Source organism: Alistipes sp. AM16-43 (assembly GCF_003435745.1).
In the GTDB taxonomy this organism is placed as follows: Bacteria; Bacteroidota; Bacteroidia; order Bacteroidales; family Rikenellaceae; genus Alistipes; species Alistipes onderdonkii.
In genome coordinates this window covers 284,557-302,648 of sequence record NZ_QTUQ01000003.1, presented here as the reverse complement: position 1 = coordinate 302,648, position 18,092 = coordinate 284,557, and the positions used below count along the sequence as shown (strand labels likewise).

General features: G+C 64.1%; 16 protein-coding genes. All 16 read left to right on the top strand.

Annotated elements, in window-relative coordinates:
* The first annotated feature begins 184 nt into the window (after window positions 1-184).
* Window positions 185-1,708, top strand: a complete 1,524-nt coding sequence (hutH, locus tag DW189_RS07240; protein ID WP_055211874.1) for a histidine ammonia-lyase — start codon at window positions 185-187, stop codon at window positions 1,706-1,708.
* A 98-nt stretch (window positions 1,709-1,806) separates the two neighbouring features.
* Window positions 1,807-2,547 carry a 3-oxoacyl-ACP reductase FabG gene (fabG, locus tag DW189_RS07235; protein ID WP_055211877.1) on the top strand — a complete coding sequence of 247 codons (741 nt, stop codon included), beginning with the start codon at window positions 1,807-1,809 and terminating at the stop codon, window positions 2,545-2,547.
* Between the two features lie 4 nt (window positions 2,548-2,551).
* Window positions 2,552-3,775 (top strand): beta-ketoacyl-[acyl-carrier-protein] synthase family protein, encoded by a 1,224-nt coding sequence (locus DW189_RS07230; RefSeq protein WP_117507317.1) that lies wholly within the window; start codon window positions 2,552-2,554, stop codon window positions 3,773-3,775.
* 14 nt (window positions 3,776-3,789) lie between these two features.
* Window positions 3,790-4,038 carry a phosphopantetheine-binding protein gene (locus tag DW189_RS07225; RefSeq protein WP_022333234.1) on the top strand — a complete coding sequence of 83 codons (249 nt, stop codon included), beginning with the start codon at window positions 3,790-3,792 and terminating at the stop codon, window positions 4,036-4,038.
* Window positions 4,028-4,909: an acyltransferase gene (locus DW189_RS07220; protein ID WP_117507316.1), complete on the top strand. Its 882-nt coding sequence runs from the start codon at window positions 4,028-4,030 to the stop codon at window positions 4,907-4,909. Before DW189_RS07225 ends, DW189_RS07220 begins: the two co-directional genes overlap by 11 nt.
* Window positions 4,906-6,264, top strand: a complete 1,359-nt coding sequence (locus DW189_RS07215) for a lipid biosynthesis B12-binding/radical SAM protein (RefSeq protein ID WP_232045693.1) — start codon at window positions 4,906-4,908, stop codon at window positions 6,262-6,264. The genes DW189_RS07220 and DW189_RS07215 overlap by 4 nt, the downstream gene beginning before the upstream one ends.
* Window positions 6,240-6,680, top strand: coding sequence for a hypothetical protein (locus DW189_RS07210; RefSeq protein WP_022333237.1), 441 nt, complete (start codon window positions 6,240-6,242; stop codon window positions 6,678-6,680). The genes DW189_RS07215 and DW189_RS07210 overlap by 25 nt, the downstream gene beginning before the upstream one ends.
* Window positions 6,680-7,123 carry an acyl-CoA thioesterase gene (locus DW189_RS07205; RefSeq protein WP_022333238.1) on the top strand — a complete coding sequence of 148 codons (444 nt, stop codon included), beginning with the start codon at window positions 6,680-6,682 and terminating at the stop codon, window positions 7,121-7,123. The genes DW189_RS07210 and DW189_RS07205 overlap by 1 nt, the downstream gene beginning before the upstream one ends.
* A complete protein-coding gene (locus DW189_RS07200; protein ID WP_232044657.1) occupies window positions 7,108-9,249 on the top strand; it encodes a phosphopantetheine-binding protein in 2,142 nt (713 codons plus the stop codon). The genes DW189_RS07205 and DW189_RS07200 overlap by 16 nt, the downstream gene beginning before the upstream one ends.
* Window positions 9,246-10,409 carry a beta-ketoacyl-[acyl-carrier-protein] synthase family protein gene (locus tag DW189_RS07195; RefSeq protein ID WP_117507314.1) on the top strand — a complete coding sequence of 388 codons (1,164 nt, stop codon included), beginning with the start codon at window positions 9,246-9,248 and terminating at the stop codon, window positions 10,407-10,409. Before DW189_RS07200 ends, DW189_RS07195 begins: the two co-directional genes overlap by 4 nt.
* Window positions 10,406-11,395: a beta-ketoacyl synthase chain length factor gene (locus DW189_RS07190; protein ID WP_117507313.1), complete on the top strand. Its 990-nt coding sequence runs from the start codon at window positions 10,406-10,408 to the stop codon at window positions 11,393-11,395. Before DW189_RS07195 ends, DW189_RS07190 begins: the two co-directional genes overlap by 4 nt.
* The gene (locus DW189_RS07185) at window positions 11,386-12,072 is read left to right on the top strand and encodes a polysaccharide deacetylase family protein (protein ID WP_022333242.1); all 687 of its coding nucleotides are present in this window, start codon (window positions 11,386-11,388) and stop codon (window positions 12,070-12,072) included. The genes DW189_RS07190 and DW189_RS07185 overlap by 10 nt, the downstream gene beginning before the upstream one ends.
* Entirely contained in the window at window positions 12,069-12,686 is a 618-nt protein-coding gene (locus DW189_RS07180) for a LolA family protein (RefSeq protein ID WP_022333243.1), read from the top strand. The genes DW189_RS07185 and DW189_RS07180 overlap by 4 nt, the downstream gene beginning before the upstream one ends.
* Window positions 12,687-12,703: 17 nt before the next feature.
* Complete coding sequence (locus DW189_RS07175; RefSeq protein ID WP_055211890.1) at window positions 12,704-13,072, top strand: beta-hydroxyacyl-ACP dehydratase; 369 nt, start codon at window positions 12,704-12,706, stop codon at window positions 13,070-13,072.
* On the top strand, window positions 13,069-14,226 hold the full coding sequence (locus tag DW189_RS07170; protein WP_117507312.1) for a DUF2062 domain-containing protein: 1,158 nt from the start codon (window positions 13,069-13,071) through the stop codon (window positions 14,224-14,226). The genes DW189_RS07175 and DW189_RS07170 overlap by 4 nt, the downstream gene beginning before the upstream one ends.
* Complete coding sequence (locus tag DW189_RS07165) at window positions 14,219-18,091, top strand: trifunctional MMPL family transporter/lysophospholipid acyltransferase/class I SAM-dependent methyltransferase (protein ID WP_117507311.1); 3,873 nt, start codon at window positions 14,219-14,221, stop codon at window positions 18,089-18,091. The genes DW189_RS07170 and DW189_RS07165 overlap by 8 nt, the downstream gene beginning before the upstream one ends.
* Window position 18,092 lies beyond the last annotated feature (1 nt).

The following is an 18,092-nucleotide window of genomic DNA, read 5'->3' as shown; positions in this document are numbered from 1 at the left end:
GCAGGATATGCCTTGGCGGCGGAGGGCACCATCGGGTGCCCTCCGCTGTTTTTCCGGGGCACGGATGCCGCCCGCAGCCTTAGGCGCCCGGACGCATCGCCCGACGATATAAACAAAAAAACAAACTTATAAATATTTATTGAGATAGTTTTTGTAATTTTGGAGCCATAAATCAGCTCAAAAAATGCTACGTTCGAACCTAAATACCATAAACGACCGGATTTTCAACAAGACCGCAATACGGATCGACGACCAGGCGCTGCGCGAAGTGGAGGCGTGTTACCGTTTCCTGGAGAAATTCGAGCAGGGAAAGGTCATCTACGGCATCAACACGGGGTTCGGCCCCATGGCGCAGTACCGGATCGGCGACGCCGACCTGAACAGCCTCCAGTACAACATCATCCGTTCGCACAGCTGCGGCGCGGGCGAGGCGCTGCCCGACATCTGCGTACGGGCGGCGATGCTGGCGCGGCTGCAAACGTTCCTCAACGCCAAGTCGGGCGTACACCCCGACGTGGTGCGGATACTGGCCGATTTCCTCAACAACGAAATTTACCCGCTCGTGCCGCGCCACGGCAGCGTGGGCGCAAGCGGCGACCTGGTGCAGCTGGCGCATATCGCACTGGCGCTGATCGGCGAAGCGGAGGTCTCGTTCCGGGGCGAAACCGTCCCGGCAGCAGAGGCGATGGCGGCATGCGGCATAACGCCCCTCAGGCTTCGCATCCGCGACGGGCTGGCGCTCACGAACGGCACGGCCGTGATGACGGGCATCGGACTGGTGAACCTGGCCCAGGCGCGCCGCCTGCTGGGGTGGGCGGTGAAGGCATCGGTGATGCTCAACGAAATCGTGGAGTCGTACGACGACTTCATGGCCGGGGCGCTCAACGAATACAAACTCCACGCGGGGCAGATCGAGATCGCCCGGCAGATGCGCGCCATATGCGCCACGAGCCGCCGGCTGCGCAAGCGCGAAGCGGAACTTTACAGCGGCGACACGGGCGCGGCACCCACCTTCAGGCACAAGGTGCAGCCCTACTACTCGCTGCGGTGCATCCCCCAGATCCTGGGGCCGGTGCTCGAAACGATCTCCCAGGCCGAGAAAATCCTCGTCGAGGAGTTCAACGCGGTGGACGACAACCCGGTGGTAGACCCCGCGGCGGGGACGATCTACCACGGCGGGAATTTCCACGGCGACTACGTGTCGCTGGAGATGGACAAGCTCAAGATCGCCGTGACGAAGATGACGATGCTCGCCGAACGGCAGCTGAACTACCTTTTCCACGACCGGATCAACGAGACGCTGCCGCCGTTCGTAAACCTCGGCAAATTGGGGCTCAACTACGGGTTGCAGGCAGCGCAGTTCACGGCGACCTCGACCACGGCCGAGTCGCAAACGCTCTCCAACCCGATGTACGTCCACTCGATCCCCAACAACAACGACAACCAGGACATCGTGAGCATGGGAACCAACGCGGCGATGCTCACGCGGCAGGTCGTGGAGAACGGCTACCAGGTCGCCGCGATCGAGATGCTGGCGCTGGTGCAGGCCGCCGACTACCTGCAATGCGCCGGGGAGCTCTCCGACGCCACGCGGCAGTTGTATGCCGACATCCGGGGCATCGTGCCGCGCTTTGCCGACGACACGCCCAAGCACAGGGAGATCGCCGCCATCGAAAATTTCCTGAAAAACAATTCCGCTTCCCTATGAAAAAGCTCCTGACCACCCTGACCGCGACATTGTGCTGTCTTTCCGGCGCTTTCGCCGCTCGCTGGGCGAGGAGTTGCAGCAAGCTATAACCGCAGAAAATGGCAAAAACGAATAAATACGCACTCGTGACCGGCGGCAGCCGGGGCATAGGCCGCGAAATCTGCCTCAAACTGGGCGGGTGCGGCTACCACGTGCTCGTCAACTACAAGTCGAACGCCGCCGAGGCCGAAAAGACCCTGTCGGGCATCCGCGCCGCAGGCGGCGACGGCGAGGCACTGCAATTCGACGTGGCCTCGGGCGAAGAGAGCACGGCGGCCATCGAGGCATGGCAGAAAGCGCACGAAGGCGCCTGCATCGAGGTGGTGGTGAACAACGCGGGCATCCGCGACGACGTGCTGATGATGTGGATGGAACCGCAGCAGTGGCACTCGGTGATCGGCACCAGCCTCGACGGGTTCTACAACGTCACGCGGCCGCTGCTCAAGGGGATGCTCGTGAACCGGTTCGGGCGCATCGTCAACATCGTCTCGCTCTCGGGCATCAAGGGGCTGCCCGGGCAGGCCAATTACGCCGCGGCCAAGGGCGGCGTGATCGCCGCGACGAAGGCGCTGGCGCAGGAGGTGGCCAAAAAGGGGGTGACGGTGAATGCCATCGCCCCGGGATTCGTGCGCACGGACATGACCGCCGACATCGACGAGGCGGAGCTCCGCAAACAGATACCCGCCGGACGCTTCTGCGAACCGGCCGAAGTCGCCGACCTGGCGATGTTCCTCATCTCGGAACAAGCCTCCTACATCACGGGGGAGGTCATTTCGATCAACGGGGGATTATATACCTGAGACCATGGAGAAGAGAGTAGTTATCACCGGAATGGGCATCTGGGCCTGCATCGGAAAAAATACGGAAGAAGTCACGCAGTCGCTCCGCGAAGGACGCTCGGGCATCGGGCTCGACCCGGCGCGCAGGGAGCTGGGATACATCTCGTCGCTGACGGGGATCGTGGAACAACCGAACCTGAAAGGGGTGCTCGACCGCCGCAAGCGGCTGTGTCTGCCCCAGCAGGGCGAATATGCCTACATGGCCACCGCCGAGGCGATGCGCAACGCCGGAATGGACGAGGCCTACCTGGCGGCGAACGAGGTGGGAATCATCTACGGCAACGACAGCAGTGCGGCGCCGGTGATCGAGGGGATCGACATCATCCGCGCCAGGCGGAACACGGCGATGGTCGGCTCGGGCAATATTTTCCAGTCGATGAACTCGACCGTGACGATGAACCTCTCGGTGATCTTCAACCTGCGGGGCATCAACCTCACGCTCTCGGCGGCCTGCGCCAGCGGGTCGCACGCCATCGGCATGGGTTACCTGATGATCAGGCAGGGGTTGCAGGAGCGCGTGGTCTGCGGCGGCGCACAGGAGGTAAACCTCTACTCGGTGGGCAGCTTCGACGGGCTGGGGGCATTCTCGGCCCGCGAATCGGATCCCGCGGCGGCATCGCGCCCCTTCGACAAAGACCGCGACGGGCTGGTGCCGAGCGGAGGCGCGGCGACGGTGATCCTCGAAAGCCATGAATCGGCCGTCGCACGGGGCGCCGAAATCCTGGGCGAAGTGGTCGGGTACGGGTTCTCGTCGAACGGCGAGCATATCTCCGTGCCGAACGTCGACGGCCCGCGCCGTTCGCTGCTGCGGTGTCTGGAGGACGCCCGAATGCGGCCCGAAGAGATCCCCTACGTCAATGCGCACGCCACCTCGACGCCGCTGGGCGACTACAACGAGGCGGAGGCGATAGCCGGGGTATTCGCCGGGTGCAACCCCTACGTGGCGTCGACCAAGTCGATGACCGGCCACGAAATGTGGATGGCCGGGGCGAGCGAAGTGGTCTACTCGATGCTGATGATGCGGCACGGGTTCATCGCCCCGAACATCAACTTCACCGAGGGCGACGAGGCCACCTCGAAGCTCAACATCCCCACCCGCAGGGTGGACACGGAGTTCGACTGTTTCCTCTCGAACTCGTTCGGCTTCGGCGGCACCAACTCGACCCTGATCGTTAAGAAATACAAATAAACCCTTTCCTAAAAATGACAGAACAGGAACTCATAGAAAAGATCGATACCGTACTGGCCGATGAATTCGAAGTCGACCGGACGACCATCACGCCCGAAGCCCCGCTGCTGGAGACGCTCGACCTGGACAGCCTCGACCTGGTGGACGTCGTGGTGATCGTCGACAAGAACTTCGGCGTAACGCTCACGGGCCCCGATTTCAAGGAGCTGAAGACCTTCCGGGACTTCTACGACCTGATTATCAGCCGGACGAATGGGAAATAACGGCAAACAGTGGAGCGGACGCTCGCGCGGCGGCGGTTTCGGGTACAATTTCTTCATCCTGCTGATGAAGGTGGCCGGAATACGCAGCGCGTATGCCTTCCTCTCGCTGGTAGTCGTCTATTTCATCCCCTTCGCACCCCGCGCCACGCGGGCCGTATGGTTCTATAACCGCCGCATCCTGGGATACGGCAGGCTGCACTCGGCGGTGAAGCTCTACGCCCACTACTATGCGCTCGGGCAGACGATCATCGACCGGGTGGCTATCGGCAGCGGCATGGAGCGAAAATACAAATTCGAATTCGAAAACTACGACGCTTTCCTGCGCGTACTCGACGGCGGGCGCGGGGCGGTGATCATCGGCGCACACGTCGGATGCTGGGGCACGGGGGCCGGGTTCTTCGGGGACTACGCCCGCAAGATGCACCTGGTGATGTACGACGCCGAATACCGGCAGATCAAAAACGTCATGGAGAAACATTGCGGGCAGGAGGGCTACAAGGTGATCGCGGTGAACGAGGGCGGCATCGAGTCGATCCTCCGCATCAAGGAGGTGCTCGACCGCAAGGAGTACGTCTGCTTCCAGGGCGACCGCTTCGTCGAGGGCAGCCCGACGGTGACGCTACCTTTCATGAGGCACGAAGCGCCGTTCCCGGCGGGGCCGTTCGCTGTCGCCGGGAAATTCCGCGCCCCGGTGGTCTTCTACTATGCCATGCGCGAACGCGGCAGGCGTTACCGCTTCATCTTCGACATCCCGGACGGGGACGGGTGCGGCACGAAGGAGGCCATACTGGGCAGCTACGTACGCTCGCTCGAGGCCGTGGTGAGACGCTACCCGCAGCAGTGGTTCAACTTCTATCGGTTTTGGTCGTGAGCGCATGCAGCATATTACTCGTATCGGCCAACCGGCACACCTCGCCCTACCCCGTTTATCCGCTCGGACTTTCGTATCTGAAAACCTACCTGGAGCGCACGATAAACGGGATACGCGTCGATATTGCGGACTGCAACCTGCTTTCCGACGCACAACTCGCGGAACGCATCCGCACGCTGGCGCCCCGTTACATCGGGCTGTCGCTGCGCAATGTCGACGGGGCCAACTCGCTCGACCGGCGGGGTTTCCTGCCCCAGTACAAGGTGCTGGCAGACGTCATACGCACGGCAAGCGACGCCCCTCTGATCATCGGCGGTGCCGGGTTCTCGATCTTCCCCGAGGCCTTCATGCGGGAGCTGGGCGCCGATTACGGCATCCACGGTGAGGGCGAAGAGCCGCTCGCGGAGCTGATCGGGACGCTGGAGCGCGGCCGGACGGAGATCGACATCCCGTCGGTCTATACCCGCGACGGACGCCGCGGAAGCGGCCGCAGGAGCTACCTGCCGTCGATCGAGGTGCAGTTCGAGCCCGAGTTGACGGGCTATTACTGGAAGCGGAGCGGGATGCTCAACATACAGACCAAGCGGGGATGCCCCTACGACTGCATCTATTGTTCGTACCCCTCGATCGACGGGCGGTGCGTGCGGACGATGGATCCCGAGGCCATCGCCGAAAATATCCTGCGCGCCAAGCGCGACTACGGGATCAGTTACCTGTTTTTCACCGACTCGGTGTTCAACATCGGCCCGGAATACAACGTCCGGCTGGCCGAGACGCTGATCCGCCGCCGCACGGATATCCGCTGGGGCGCCTACTTCTCGCCGCGAGGCATCGACGCAGAGCAGATGCGGCTGTTCCGGGCTTCGGGGCTTACGCACATCGAATTCGGCACCGAGTCATTCTGCGACCGGACGCTGGAGGCTTACGGCAAGCGTTTCACGTTCGGCGACGTCGAGCGGGCAAGCCGGCTCGCGCTGGACGAGGGCGTCTACTACGCCCACTTCCTGATCCTGGGCGGCTACGGCGACACGCGCGAAAACGTGCGCGAAACGATCGAAAACTCGCGGCGGATGGAGTACACCGTCATGTTCCCCTATGCGGGCATGCGCATCTACCCGCATACGCGGCTGGCGGAGCTGGCCGCGAAAGAGGGTGCCATCGGCCGGGACGACGACCTGATGGCGCCGAGCTACTATATCTCCCGGGATTTCGACCTGGAAGAGGTGCGGCGCGCGGCATTGGCCACGGGCAAGGCGTGGGTTTTCCCCGACGACCCGCAGAGCGCGCTGGCGGATACGCTGCGGTTGAAACGAAATAAAAAAGGGCCTTTATGGGAGTACCTGAGAAAACCCTGATTACGGGGGAGGAGATACTGGAATACATCCCGCAGCGCCCGCCGGTCGTGATGGTCGACACCTTTTACGGCATCGACGAGCGGGGGTGCGCACGCAGCGGGCTGACCGTTACGGCGGACAACCTGTTCGTTGCGGACGGGGTGCTGGACGAGTGCGGCATCGTGGAGCACATCGCCCAGTCGGCCGCCCTGAGGGCGGGTTACATGAACCGCACGATGGGCCGAAGAGTGCAGCTGGGGTACATCGGCGCCGTGAACGACCTGAAGGTGCACTTCCTGCCGCCGGTGGGCAGCAGACTCGTCACACAGAACATGGTCGAGCAGACGGTGATGAACGTAACGCTTCTTTCGGCACGGACGGAATGCGACGGGAAACCCGTCGCCGAGTGCCGGATGAAAATATACCTGGAAGAGTGATGGTACGCAGGAAAAAGAGCGAGGCGAGCCTCGTGAACAAGACATCGCTGCGCGTGAGGTTCAGCGAAGTGGATTCGATGCAGATCGTGTGGCACGGCGAATACGTGCGTTATTTCGAGGACGGGCGCGAGGCGTTCGGCCGCGAATTCGCAGGGCTGGGTTACATGGACATCTATGCCAGCGGCTACACGGCGCCGATCGTCGAGTTGCACCTGCAATACAGGAAACCGCTGAAAGTGAATGACACGGCCGTGGTGGAAACCCGCTATATCGCCACCGAGGCGGCGAAGGTCTGTTTCGAGTACACGATCCGCAGCGCCACCGACGGCGAAGTGGTGGCCGAAGGCAGCTCGACACAGGTGTTTCTCGACAGCCGGGGCGAACTGCAACTGCTCGCGCCGGAGTTCTACCGCAAATGGAAAGAGCGATGGGAGGTGAAATAACGGTCTGGTGGGGCCCCGACGACATGGTATCGGCGCTGGGCTTCGGCACGGAGGAGAACATGGCCGCCGTACGTGCCATGAAAAGCTCGCTGGCGTCGTGGCACGACGCCACACCCGTATGCCTGATCGACCGGAAGCGGCTCGGAGCGCTGGCGGCGGAGCAGGGACTCGCGGGATATACGCCCCTGGAACGGCTCGTGCTGGCGACGCTGGGCGGGGTGGTCGCCCGCTCGGGGGTCACGCCCGCCGACAAGCGGGTGCTGATCGTCCTGGCGACGACCAAAGGGGAGATCGGGTCGCTGGGGAGCGCCCCGGAGCGATGCGACCTGAACAGGACGGCGGAAGTCGTGGGGCGTCATTTCGGCGCCGCGCACCGGCCGCTGCTGGTCTCGAACGCCTGCATCTCGGGCGTTTCGGCCATCGTCATCGCGGCACGGCTGATCCGCAGCGGCCGGTACGACCATGTCTTCGTGGCGGGATTCGACCTGCTGTGCGACTTCATCGTCAGCGGATTCAACGCCTTCAAGTCGGTGAGCCCGACGCTTTGCCGTCCCTACGATGCGGCACGCGACGGGCTGACGCTGGGCGAAGCGTGCGGCGCCGTCCTGCTGACACGCGACCGACGGCTCTCGGGCACGGGCGTGAGCGTGGCGGGAGGCGGAATTTCGAACGACGCCAACCACATATCGGCGCCTTCGCGCACTGGCGACGGGCTCTGGTACGCCATCCGCGCGGCACTCGCCGAGGCGGGAACCGGAGCCAGGGAGGTCGGGCTGGTAAACACCCACGGCACGGCGACCGCCTACAACGACGAGATGGAGAGCAAGGCGCTGCACCTGGCGGGATTGTGCGGCGTACCCTGCAACTCGCTGAAGCCCTATTTCGGACATACGCTGGGGGCTTCGGGCGTGATCGAGAGCATCGTTACGGTACGTGAGCTGTGCGAGGGCACCTGCTTCGGGGTGAAGGGCTACGCGGAGTGCGGGGTACCCTACCCGCCCGACTTAAGCGCCGCGCACCGCAAGATACAAACGGACACGGCGCTGAAAACCGCCTCGGGATTCGGGGGCTGCAACGCCGCGGTCGTATTCCGCCGCGCAGCGGGCCCCAACGCCGCGCCCGGAAATGAAACGACGGCGGGACAAGGCAGCGAACCGGACACAGGGACGCAAGGCGGGAACGACTGCCCGGAGGCAGCCCGTGCCCGAAGCGGAACGGCTATGAGCGCGAATGACCGGGGGCACGGCAAAAATGCGGTCGGGGACCGGAACCCGGACACCGGAGAAAAGGCCGGCGGCCATGCGGAAACCGGCACAGGACGACACGGCAGCGGAATCCGCTGTCACGATACGGCACACGTCGTCATTGCGCAACACCCTTCGCTGCCGTTCGACGCCTTCATCCGCGAAAGATACCGGGCGCTCGCAGACCCGAACATGAAGTTCTCGAAGATGGACGACCTGTGCAAGCTGGCCTACGTCGCCTCGTGCGAACTGCTCTCCGGACACAGGCCCGATTGCCCGGCGGAGCGCATCGGCGTGGTGATGGCCAACCGCAGCGCCTCGCTCGACAGCGACCGGCGCCACCAGGCGATCATCGACGCCGGGGACGGGTGCGGGGTTTCACCGGCGGTGTTCGTCTACACGCTGCCCAACATCATGCTGGGGCAGGTGGCGATCAAGCACGGGCTGAAGGGAGAGAGCACTTTTTTTGCGTTCCCGGACAAAAGCAGTAACTTTATCCGGGAATACGCCGCTTCGCTGATCGCCGAAGGGCGCATGGACGCCGTCCTGTGGGGCTGGTGCGAATTCGACGGCGGCAGCTACGACTGCGAACTGACATTAACCGAAAAAACGGGACAAGATACGATGGAAGATCTGGAACTGCAACTCAAACAACAAATTATCGAAGCGCTGAACCTCGAGGAGATCACCGCCGACGAGATAGCGACCGACGCGCCGCTGTTCGGCGACGGGCTGGGACTCGACTCGATCGACGCACTGGAGATCACCCTCCTGCTCGAAAAACACTACGGCATACGGCTGGCGAACCCGGCCGAAGCCAAACCGATATTCTATTCGGTAGCCACGCTGGCCGACTATATCCGCAAGAACCGCCCGCAATGAGCATAGCCGTCTGCGGCATAGGGATCGTCTCGGCCATCGGCATCGGAGCCGGGGAGACGCTCGGGAACCTGCGCACCGGACGCAGCGGAATCGGGAAGCCGACGCTTCTCGGTTCGGCTGTCGGCGTGCCCGTGGGCGAGGTGAAGCGGGACAACGCGGCGCTCGGGGAGCTGCTCGGCATCCCGGAGCGCGAGCACCCCTCCCGCACCGCCCTGCTGGGCATGGCGGCGGCCGCACAGGCCGTAGCGGATGCGGCGATCCCCGCCGGGGCGCGCGTAGCACTCGTTTCGGGCACCTCGGTAGGCGGCATGGATTTGACGGAGAATTTCTACCGCGACTTCCGCACGGACAAGGCGAAAGGGCGGCTGCGCGACGTGGCGGGGCACGACTGTGCCGACAGCACGCAACGGATCGCCCGCTACTGCGGCATCGGAGGTTACACGGCGACGGTCAGCACGGCCTGCTCGTCGGCCGCAAACGCCATCGTCACCGGCGCCCTGCTGCTCGGGAGCGGCATGGCCGACTATGTGGTGGCCGGGGGCACGGATGCCCTCTGCCGTTTCACGCTCAACGGCTTCAACTCGCTCTCGGTGCTCGACCGGGAACCCTGCCGCCCGTTCGACGCCACGCGCGCCGGGCTGAACCTGGGCGAAGGGGCGGGTTACCTCGTCCTCACGCACGAAAGGCCCGGCATGCGCACCTACTGCCGCCTGGCGGGATATGCCAATGCCAACGACGCCCATCACCAGACGGCCTCGTCGCAAACGGGCGAGGGGGCATACCGCGCCATGGCCGGGGCGCTGGCACAAAGCGGGCTGCGCCGCGTGGACTACATCAACGTCCACGGCACGGCGACCCCGAACAACGACCTCACGGAAGGCACCGCCCTGCGGCGGCTGTTCGGCGGACAGGTGCCGCCGTTCAGTTCGACGAAAGGCTACACGGGGCATGCGCTCGCCGCGGCGGGAGGCATCGAGGCCGTATTGGCGGTGCTGGCTATCACACACGGGCTGCGCTACGGCAACCCCGGATTCGCGGAGCCGATCCCGGAGCTCGGGCTGCACCCCGTAGCACGGACGCAAGAGGCCGACGTACGTTCGGTGCTCTCAAATTCGTTCGGGTTCGGCGGCAACTGCTGTTCGTTAATCTTTGCAAAATGAAACTCTACGTCAACTGCATCACATCGGGCGCCGGGCTGCGCCGCGACATCAAGGAGCTGATCCCCGAAATGAACCTCCGCCGGAGGATGAGCCGCGTGGTGAAGTCGGGCGTCGCGGCGGGCATCGAATCGCTGCTGGAATTCGGCGACCGGGCGGCGGTCGAGGCCGTGGTCACGGCCACGGGGCTGGGGTGCATCGCCGACAGCGAGAAATTCCTCGACTCGCTGATCGCCAACGAAGAGCGGATGCTCAACCCGACGCCGTTCATCCAGTCGACGTTCAACACGGTCGGGGCGCAGATCGCCCTGCTGCGCGGGCTGCACTGCTACAACACGACCTACGCCAACCGCTGGACGAGCTTCGAGAACGCCCTGACGGATGCCGCACTGCGCATCGGCGCGGGGTTGTCGCAGGCGGTGCTGGTCGGGGCGTTCGACGAGACGACGCCGTCGGCCGGGATAATCCTGCAACGCCTCGGGGTGGCACAGCAGGGCGGCTGGGGCGAATCGTCGGTATTCTTCGTGCTGACCGCCGAAGCGTTCGACACCTCGGTCGCGGCGATCACGGGGATCCGGTTCCCGGACGGCACGGCCATCGGGGAAAGCGCCGGCACGGGAAGAATCCAGTCCCGGGAAGATGCCGGCACAAGGACATCGGCCGGGGGAAACGCCGGCCGTGAAATCCCGGCCGGGGGAAGTCCCGGCACGGGGACGGCCTCCGGGAACGAGGAGGAACCGGAGAATGCGACGCAAAGCGGCGAGCGCCGGATGGTACGTGCGTCGATGAGCGGCGTGACGCCCCATTTCACGGCCATCGCCGAGGTGTTCCGCCGTGTGGTCGCCGGGGAGGCCGGGAATACGGGTAAGGCCGGAAATATCGGAAACACCGGGAGCATCGAGGACACCGGGAACGCCGGGCAGAGGATCGTGCTTTACAACGATTTCCCGGGCAGCACCGTATCCGCCATCGAATTGACATGTATGTAATTATCGCCATAATCGCCGCGGGGTTCGCCCTTTTCTACTGCTCCTACCAGATCAGGCTGGGGGCGTATGTCCGCAGCCTGTGCCGCAACCGGGCGGCGGGGCGCGTCGTGGCGCTGACGTTCGACGACGGGCCCGACCCCGAGCAGACGCCGCGCGTATTGGACACGCTGCGGGCGCACGGCGTACGGGCGACCTTCTTCCTGATCGGCAGCAAGGCCGAACTGCACCCGGAGATCGTACGCCGTATGGCCGCCGAGGGGCATGCAATCGGCATTCACACGTGGAGCCACACGCCCGGCTTCCCGATGCTGCGAAGCGGGGCGATGGCGGCCGACATCCTGCGGTGCCGGGAGTCGCTGCGCGAGATAACCGGCGTGGAAACCGACCTTTTCCGGCCCCCCTACGGGGTCACGAACCCGATGGTGGCACGCGCCGTGAAACGGACGGGAAGCCGCTGCGTGGGCTGGAGCATCCGCTCGCTCGACACGCTCCGGCAGCGCAGCCGTGAGGCCGTGGCACGCCGCATCCGCCGACGGCTGGGCGACGGCAAGGTGATCCTGCTGCACGACGACCGCCCCGGTGCCGAACGGCTACTGGCGATGGTGCTGAACGACCTGCAACGCGGGGGCTACCGCACGGCGACCGTATGCGAACTGTTTAAAACCGAGAAACCATGAAGATAGCGTCACTTCTTTTCATCCCCGCCCTGCTCCTGTCGGGGCTGACGGCCCGGGCCGGGCTGCCCGCGTCGTTCAAAGAGCGGCTCGCCGAAGCCAGCCGCGAGAACAGGACTATCCAGTGCGACTTCACGCAGCACAAACAGGTGCGCCGCATGAAGAACGAGATCGAGCTCAAAGGCCGCTTCTATTACGACAACAGCCTCGCCATGGCGCTCGACTACACCGTGCCCGAAGGCGACAAGGTGATTATCCGCAACGACCGCATCATCCTCAAAACGGCCGGGCAGGTGACCCAGACCGCGACGTCGGCCAACCCCATGCTGCAACAGGTGGCGCTGATGATCCGCGCCAGCATGACCGGCGACCTCTCGCAGTTCGGCCAGGGGTGGCAGATCGGCTACACCGAAAAGGAGGGTGTCGGGGAGGTGAAAATGGTTCCCGAGTCGAAGCGCGCCCGCAAGTACATCGACTCGATCACGCTCTGCTTCGACCTGAAGGACATGACCTTAGACCGCATGGAACTCTGCGAGACCCAAGGCGGGCGTTCGGTCTACGAATTCCGCAACAAGCGTTTCAACCTCCCGGTCGACCCCGCAAGATTCAACCCGTAACCCAGAGACCACGCCCGATGCAAGACCTGTTCACCAGCATAGACAACTACTTGGCCCAGGAGGGGCATTACGCTTTCCGCGTGCGGCTCGATGCGTCGCACCCGGTCTACCGGGGGCATTTCCCGGGGCACCCGGTGCTGCCGGGGGTCTGCACGCTGCAACTCGTACGGGAATGCCTGAACCGCGGCACGGGGCGCAGGTTCCGCTATGCGGCCATCCGCGAATGCAAGTTCCTCGGCATGGTCGTGCCGCAGGCGGACGAACTGCTGGAGATCGACATCAGGCTCGCGGACGACGGCCCCGCGGCGAAGAAGCTCGTTTGCACCGTCGCCAACAACGGCAAAACGGCACTCAAACTCAAAGGAACCGTCAGCGAAGAGCTATGACCAGCGAAAAAAACGACATACTGGCGGTGATCCCGACCTACAACAACGAAAAGACCCTCGCCCGAGTCATCGGAGACGTGCGCCGCTACTGCACGGACGTGCTGGTGGTGAACGACGGGTCGACCGACTCGACGGCGGACATACTCGGCACGGCGGGCGTCGAGGCGATCTCCTACGCTCCGAACCGGGGCAAGGGCTACGCCCTGCGCCGGGCGCTGCGCTACGCCGCGGAGCACGGCTACCGTTACATGCTGACGATCGACTCGGACGGACAGCACTACGCCTCGGACATCCCGAAATTCGTCGAAGAGATCGCAAAGACCCCCGACGCACTGCTCGTGGGGGCCCGCAACCTGAGGTCGGACAACATGCCGGGCAAAAACACCTTCGCCAACAAGTTCTCGAACTTCTGGTTCCGCGTGGAGACGGGTATCCGCCTCGACGACACGCAGTCGGGGTTCCGGCTCTACCCCGTGCGGCGGATGAAGGGGATGCGTTTCGCGACGCGCCGCTACGAGTTCGAGGTCGAAGTGCTGGTACGCGCCGCATGGCGCGGGATCGAGGTGCGCAACATCCCGGTGGGGGTTTTCTACCCCGAAAAGGCCGAGCGCGTGTCGCATTTCCGCCCGGGCAAGGATTTCACGCGCATTAGCATCCTCAACACGTTGCTCGTGCTCGGAGCGCTGCTGTTCTATTATCCCTGGCGGTTCCTGCGGTCGCTCACCCGGGAAAACATCCGGCGCTTCGTGGCCGACAACATCACCCGGTCGAAGGACTCGAACCCGCGGCTGGCCGCCTCGATCGGGCTGGGCGTCTTCTTCGGCATCGCCCCGCTGTGGGGCTACCAGATGATCGCGGCCGCCGTTACGGCGCATTTCACACGCCTGAACAAAGCCGTGGCGGTTATCAGCTCGAACATCAGCATCCCGCCGATGATCCCGTTCATCCTTTACGGAAGTTACTGGACGGGGGCGCAGGTCTTGCAGCGCGACATGCCGCTCTCGCTCTCGGACATCACCCTGGAACGGGTGGCCGCAGACCTCGTACAATACATCGTGGGCAGCTTCACGATGGCCGCCGTATGCGGTGCGGCCGCGACGGCGGTCGGCTATGCCCTGCTCGTACTCTGTAAACGCACGCCCGGCCATGAATAAACTTTTCATCACCCTCTACGACTTCTTCGAACGGCGCCGCGCACTGCTCTGCACGGTGCTGGCAGTGCTGGTCGCGGCGATGGGTGCGGCGGCCCTGCAACTGCGTTTCAGCGAGAACATCACCGGCTTCTTCCCCGACGGGGAGCGGAAGGCCGCGGCGGCATTCTCGAACCTGAAGATCAAGGACAAGATCGCCGTGATGATAAATGCCCGGGAAGGTGCAGAAGGCACGGGAGCCACGGCGGAGGGGATGATGGCCTGCGCCGACCGGCTGGTGGAACTGCTCGAAGCCGATACGCTTTTCCACCGCTGGGCACAGGCCGAGGCTTCGTTCGGCTGCGAGCTGGCGGACGACATGCGGGCGTTCCTGCAAGGGCACCTGCCGCTGCTGCTCACCGAGGCGGACTATGCCCGCATGGACACGCTCCTCACGCGGCAGGGCATCGCGCGCGCGATGGAAAGCAACTACCGCAGGCTGCTGTCGCCCGTCGGCGGGTTCATCGACGAATACATCTACGACGACCCGCTGGGGCTGTCGTTCGGGGCACTGGGAAAATTACAGGAGCTGAATATCGGGGGCAATTACACGCTCTTCGACGACTACCTCTTCTCGAAGGACATGACGACGCTGATGGTCTTCATCTCGCCCCGGTACGAGAGCAGCGACACGGGCATCGGCGACCGGCTGGTGGAGCGGATCGAAGCGGTGCTGGCCGGCCTGAACGCCGAGTACGCCGCCCGGGGCATCTCGGCCGACTACTTCGGCGCCCCGGCCGTGGCGGCATACAACGCGCGGCAGATCAAGCACGACATGATGCTGACGCTGAACATCGCCATCCTCGTCATCGTGGTGTTCATCACCCTCTCGTTCCGCAACAAGCTGTCGGTGCTGCTGGCCCTGATCCCCGTGGCACTGGGAGGATTGCTGGCGCTGGCGGTCATGTCACTCGTGTGCCACACGATCTCGGCCATAGCCGTCGGGGCCGGAACCGTCGTCATGGGCATCGCACTGAGCTACTCGATACACATTCTCTGCCATGCCAACCACTGCCACGACCCGCGGCAGATCATCCGCGACCTGGCCTACCCGCTGACGATCGGCAGCATCACGACCATCGGCGCCTTCGCCGGGCTGCTTTTCACCGACTCGCAGCTGCTGCGCGACTTCGGGCTCTTCGCTTCGCTGACACTGGTCGGAACGACGCTGTTCAGCCTCGTCCTGCTGCCACACCTGATCCGTAAGGAGGATCGCGGGGGGGGGTCGGCCGTGCTGGAAGGCGTGGAGCGGCTCACGGGTATGCGCCCCGACCGCAACCGCATGCTGGTGGCGGCGATACTCGGGCTCACGGCGGTATGCCTCTTCTTCTTCAACCGCATCGGCTTCGACAGCGACATGATGCACCTGAACTACAACGCACCCCATCTGGCGCAGGCCGAGGAGCGTCTGGGCCGCCTGATGGACGACGACCGGGAACGTTCGAAGGTGCTCTTCCTCACGGCGGCCGACACCCCGGCCGAAGCCGTGGACAGCTACCTGCGCCTGGGACGGCAGCTCGACTCGCTGAAACAGGCCGGGAAGATCGACTCCCATGCCGGGGTGACCTCGTTCGTGGTGGACAGCGCCGAGCAGCTGCTGAGGCTGGAGCGCTGGCGAAAGTTCTGGACGCCGCAGCGCCGCGAAGTGCTGCGCGCGGGGATCCGGGAGGGCGAGAGGCGCTACGGATTCGCCGAAGGGGCTTTCGACGGCGCACTGGAACTGGCCGAAAGGGAATATACGAAGCTCGACTACTCGTCCCCGGCGGCACGGGAGGTATTCCGCGAATGGATCGACGGGCAGGGGGCGACACCCATATTCCTGAGCCACGTGACGTTGCCCGACAGCTGCAAGCACGAGGTTTACGCCGTGTTTTCGGCGGCGGACGACATCGTGGTCGCCGACCGGGCGTTCTACGCCGGGAAAATGGCGCGGAGCGTGAACCACAACTTCTACCTGATACTCTCGATCTCGTCGATACTGGTCACCGTGGCGCTATTCCTCTGCTACGGGCGTATCGAGCTGACGCTGATGTCGCTGCTGCCGATGGGCATCAGCTGGGTCATCATCCTGGGACTGATGGCGATGTTCGGCGTGGAATTCAACATCGTGACGATCATCCTCTCGACCTTCATCTTCGGCATCGGCGACGACTTCAGCATCTTCATCATGGACGGGCTGCTGAGCGAATACAAGACCGGGCGCAGGATGCTCGACACGCACAAGACGGCGATCTTCTTTTCGGCCTTCACCGTCGTGGTGGGGCTCGGGGCGCTGATCTTCGCACACCACCCAGCACTGCACTCGCTGGCGACGATCTCCTTGTTCGGCATCGTCGCCGTGGTGCTGGTCTCCTACACGATACAACCCGTGCTGTTCCGGATGCTGATCACCTCGCAGACCGAAAAGGGCGGGGCGCCCTATACGCTGGGGAGCCTCGTGAACACGGCCTACGCATTCGGGTTGTTCGTGACGGGCTGCCAGTTGTTGCAGGCGCTGATCTTCACGCTCTGGCCGTTGCCGATGGCACGCCGCCGCAAACAGCGCATCGTGCAGTGGTCGATCCACCACATGACGCGGGGATTCCTGCGGGCGATGGTCACGACGAAGACCATACGCCTGAACGAGCCGGGCGAAAAGTTCGAAAAACCGGCGGTCGTGATCGCCAACCACCAGTCGTTCATCGACATCCTGGTGCTGCTGAGCATCTGCCCCAAAGCCGTGATGGTGACCAACGGCTGGGTATGGCGTTCGCCGGTATTCGGGCGTATCGTCCGCTACCTGGGGTTCTACCACGCGGCGGACGGATACGAACGCCTCGCCCCGGCACTGGCGCAGAAAGTGGCCGAAGGGTACAGCGTGATCGTCTTCCCCGAGGGGACGCGCTCGGCCGACGGGAAGATCGGACGCTTCCACAAAGGGGCTTTCTACCTGGCCGGGGAACTGGGGCTGGACATCCTGCCGATCTGCCTCTACGGCAACGGCATGATCTCGTCGAAAAGGCAGCCCATCTATATCAAACACGGGCTGGTGGTAAGCCGCGTGCTGCCGCGCATGGCCGCCGCCGACCCCGCAAACTGCTCGGCGCAGGCCAAGGCCGCCTGCCGCCTGATGCGCCGGGAGTACCTCGGGCTGTACGAAACCTACAACAGGCCGTGCAACCCCTATTTCCGCGACATGCTTATCAAGAGCTACACTTACAAGGGCCCCGTGCTGGAGTGGTACATGCGCGTCAAGGTGCGGCTGGAGCGGAGCTACGAGCTGTTCGACCGCATCGTGCCGCGCGATGCGGCGGTCGTAGACCTCGGGTGCGGATACGGCCCCCTGAGCTACATGCTCGCCATGCTCTGCGAGCGGCGGCGGGTCATCGGCATGGACTACGATGCGGAAAAGGTCGAGACGGCCGGACAGAGCTTCCTGCGGCGGCCGGGCATCGAGTTCATCCACGCCGACCTGCGCACGGCGGAGCTGCCCGGGGCAGACGCCTTCTTGCTGGTCGACGTGCTGCACTACATGCGCCCCGAAGAACAACGGGCGCTCATCGGGCGCTGCGCGGCACGGCTCAACGCAGGCGGACGGATCATCATCCGCGACGGCGACAGCGGCAAGGCCGAGCGGCACAAGGCCACGGCGATGACCGAGGTGTGGTCGACGAAGATCGTGGGGTTCAACAAGACCGACGGCGGGCTGCATTTCACCTCGACGCCCGAGCTGGCCCGGATCGCCCGCGAACTGGGCATGGAGATACACGCCGCGCACAAGGACACGCGCACGTCGAATACGGTATACATACTGACCCGGCGGGAAACTGAGGGCCGAAAGGAGGAGTGAC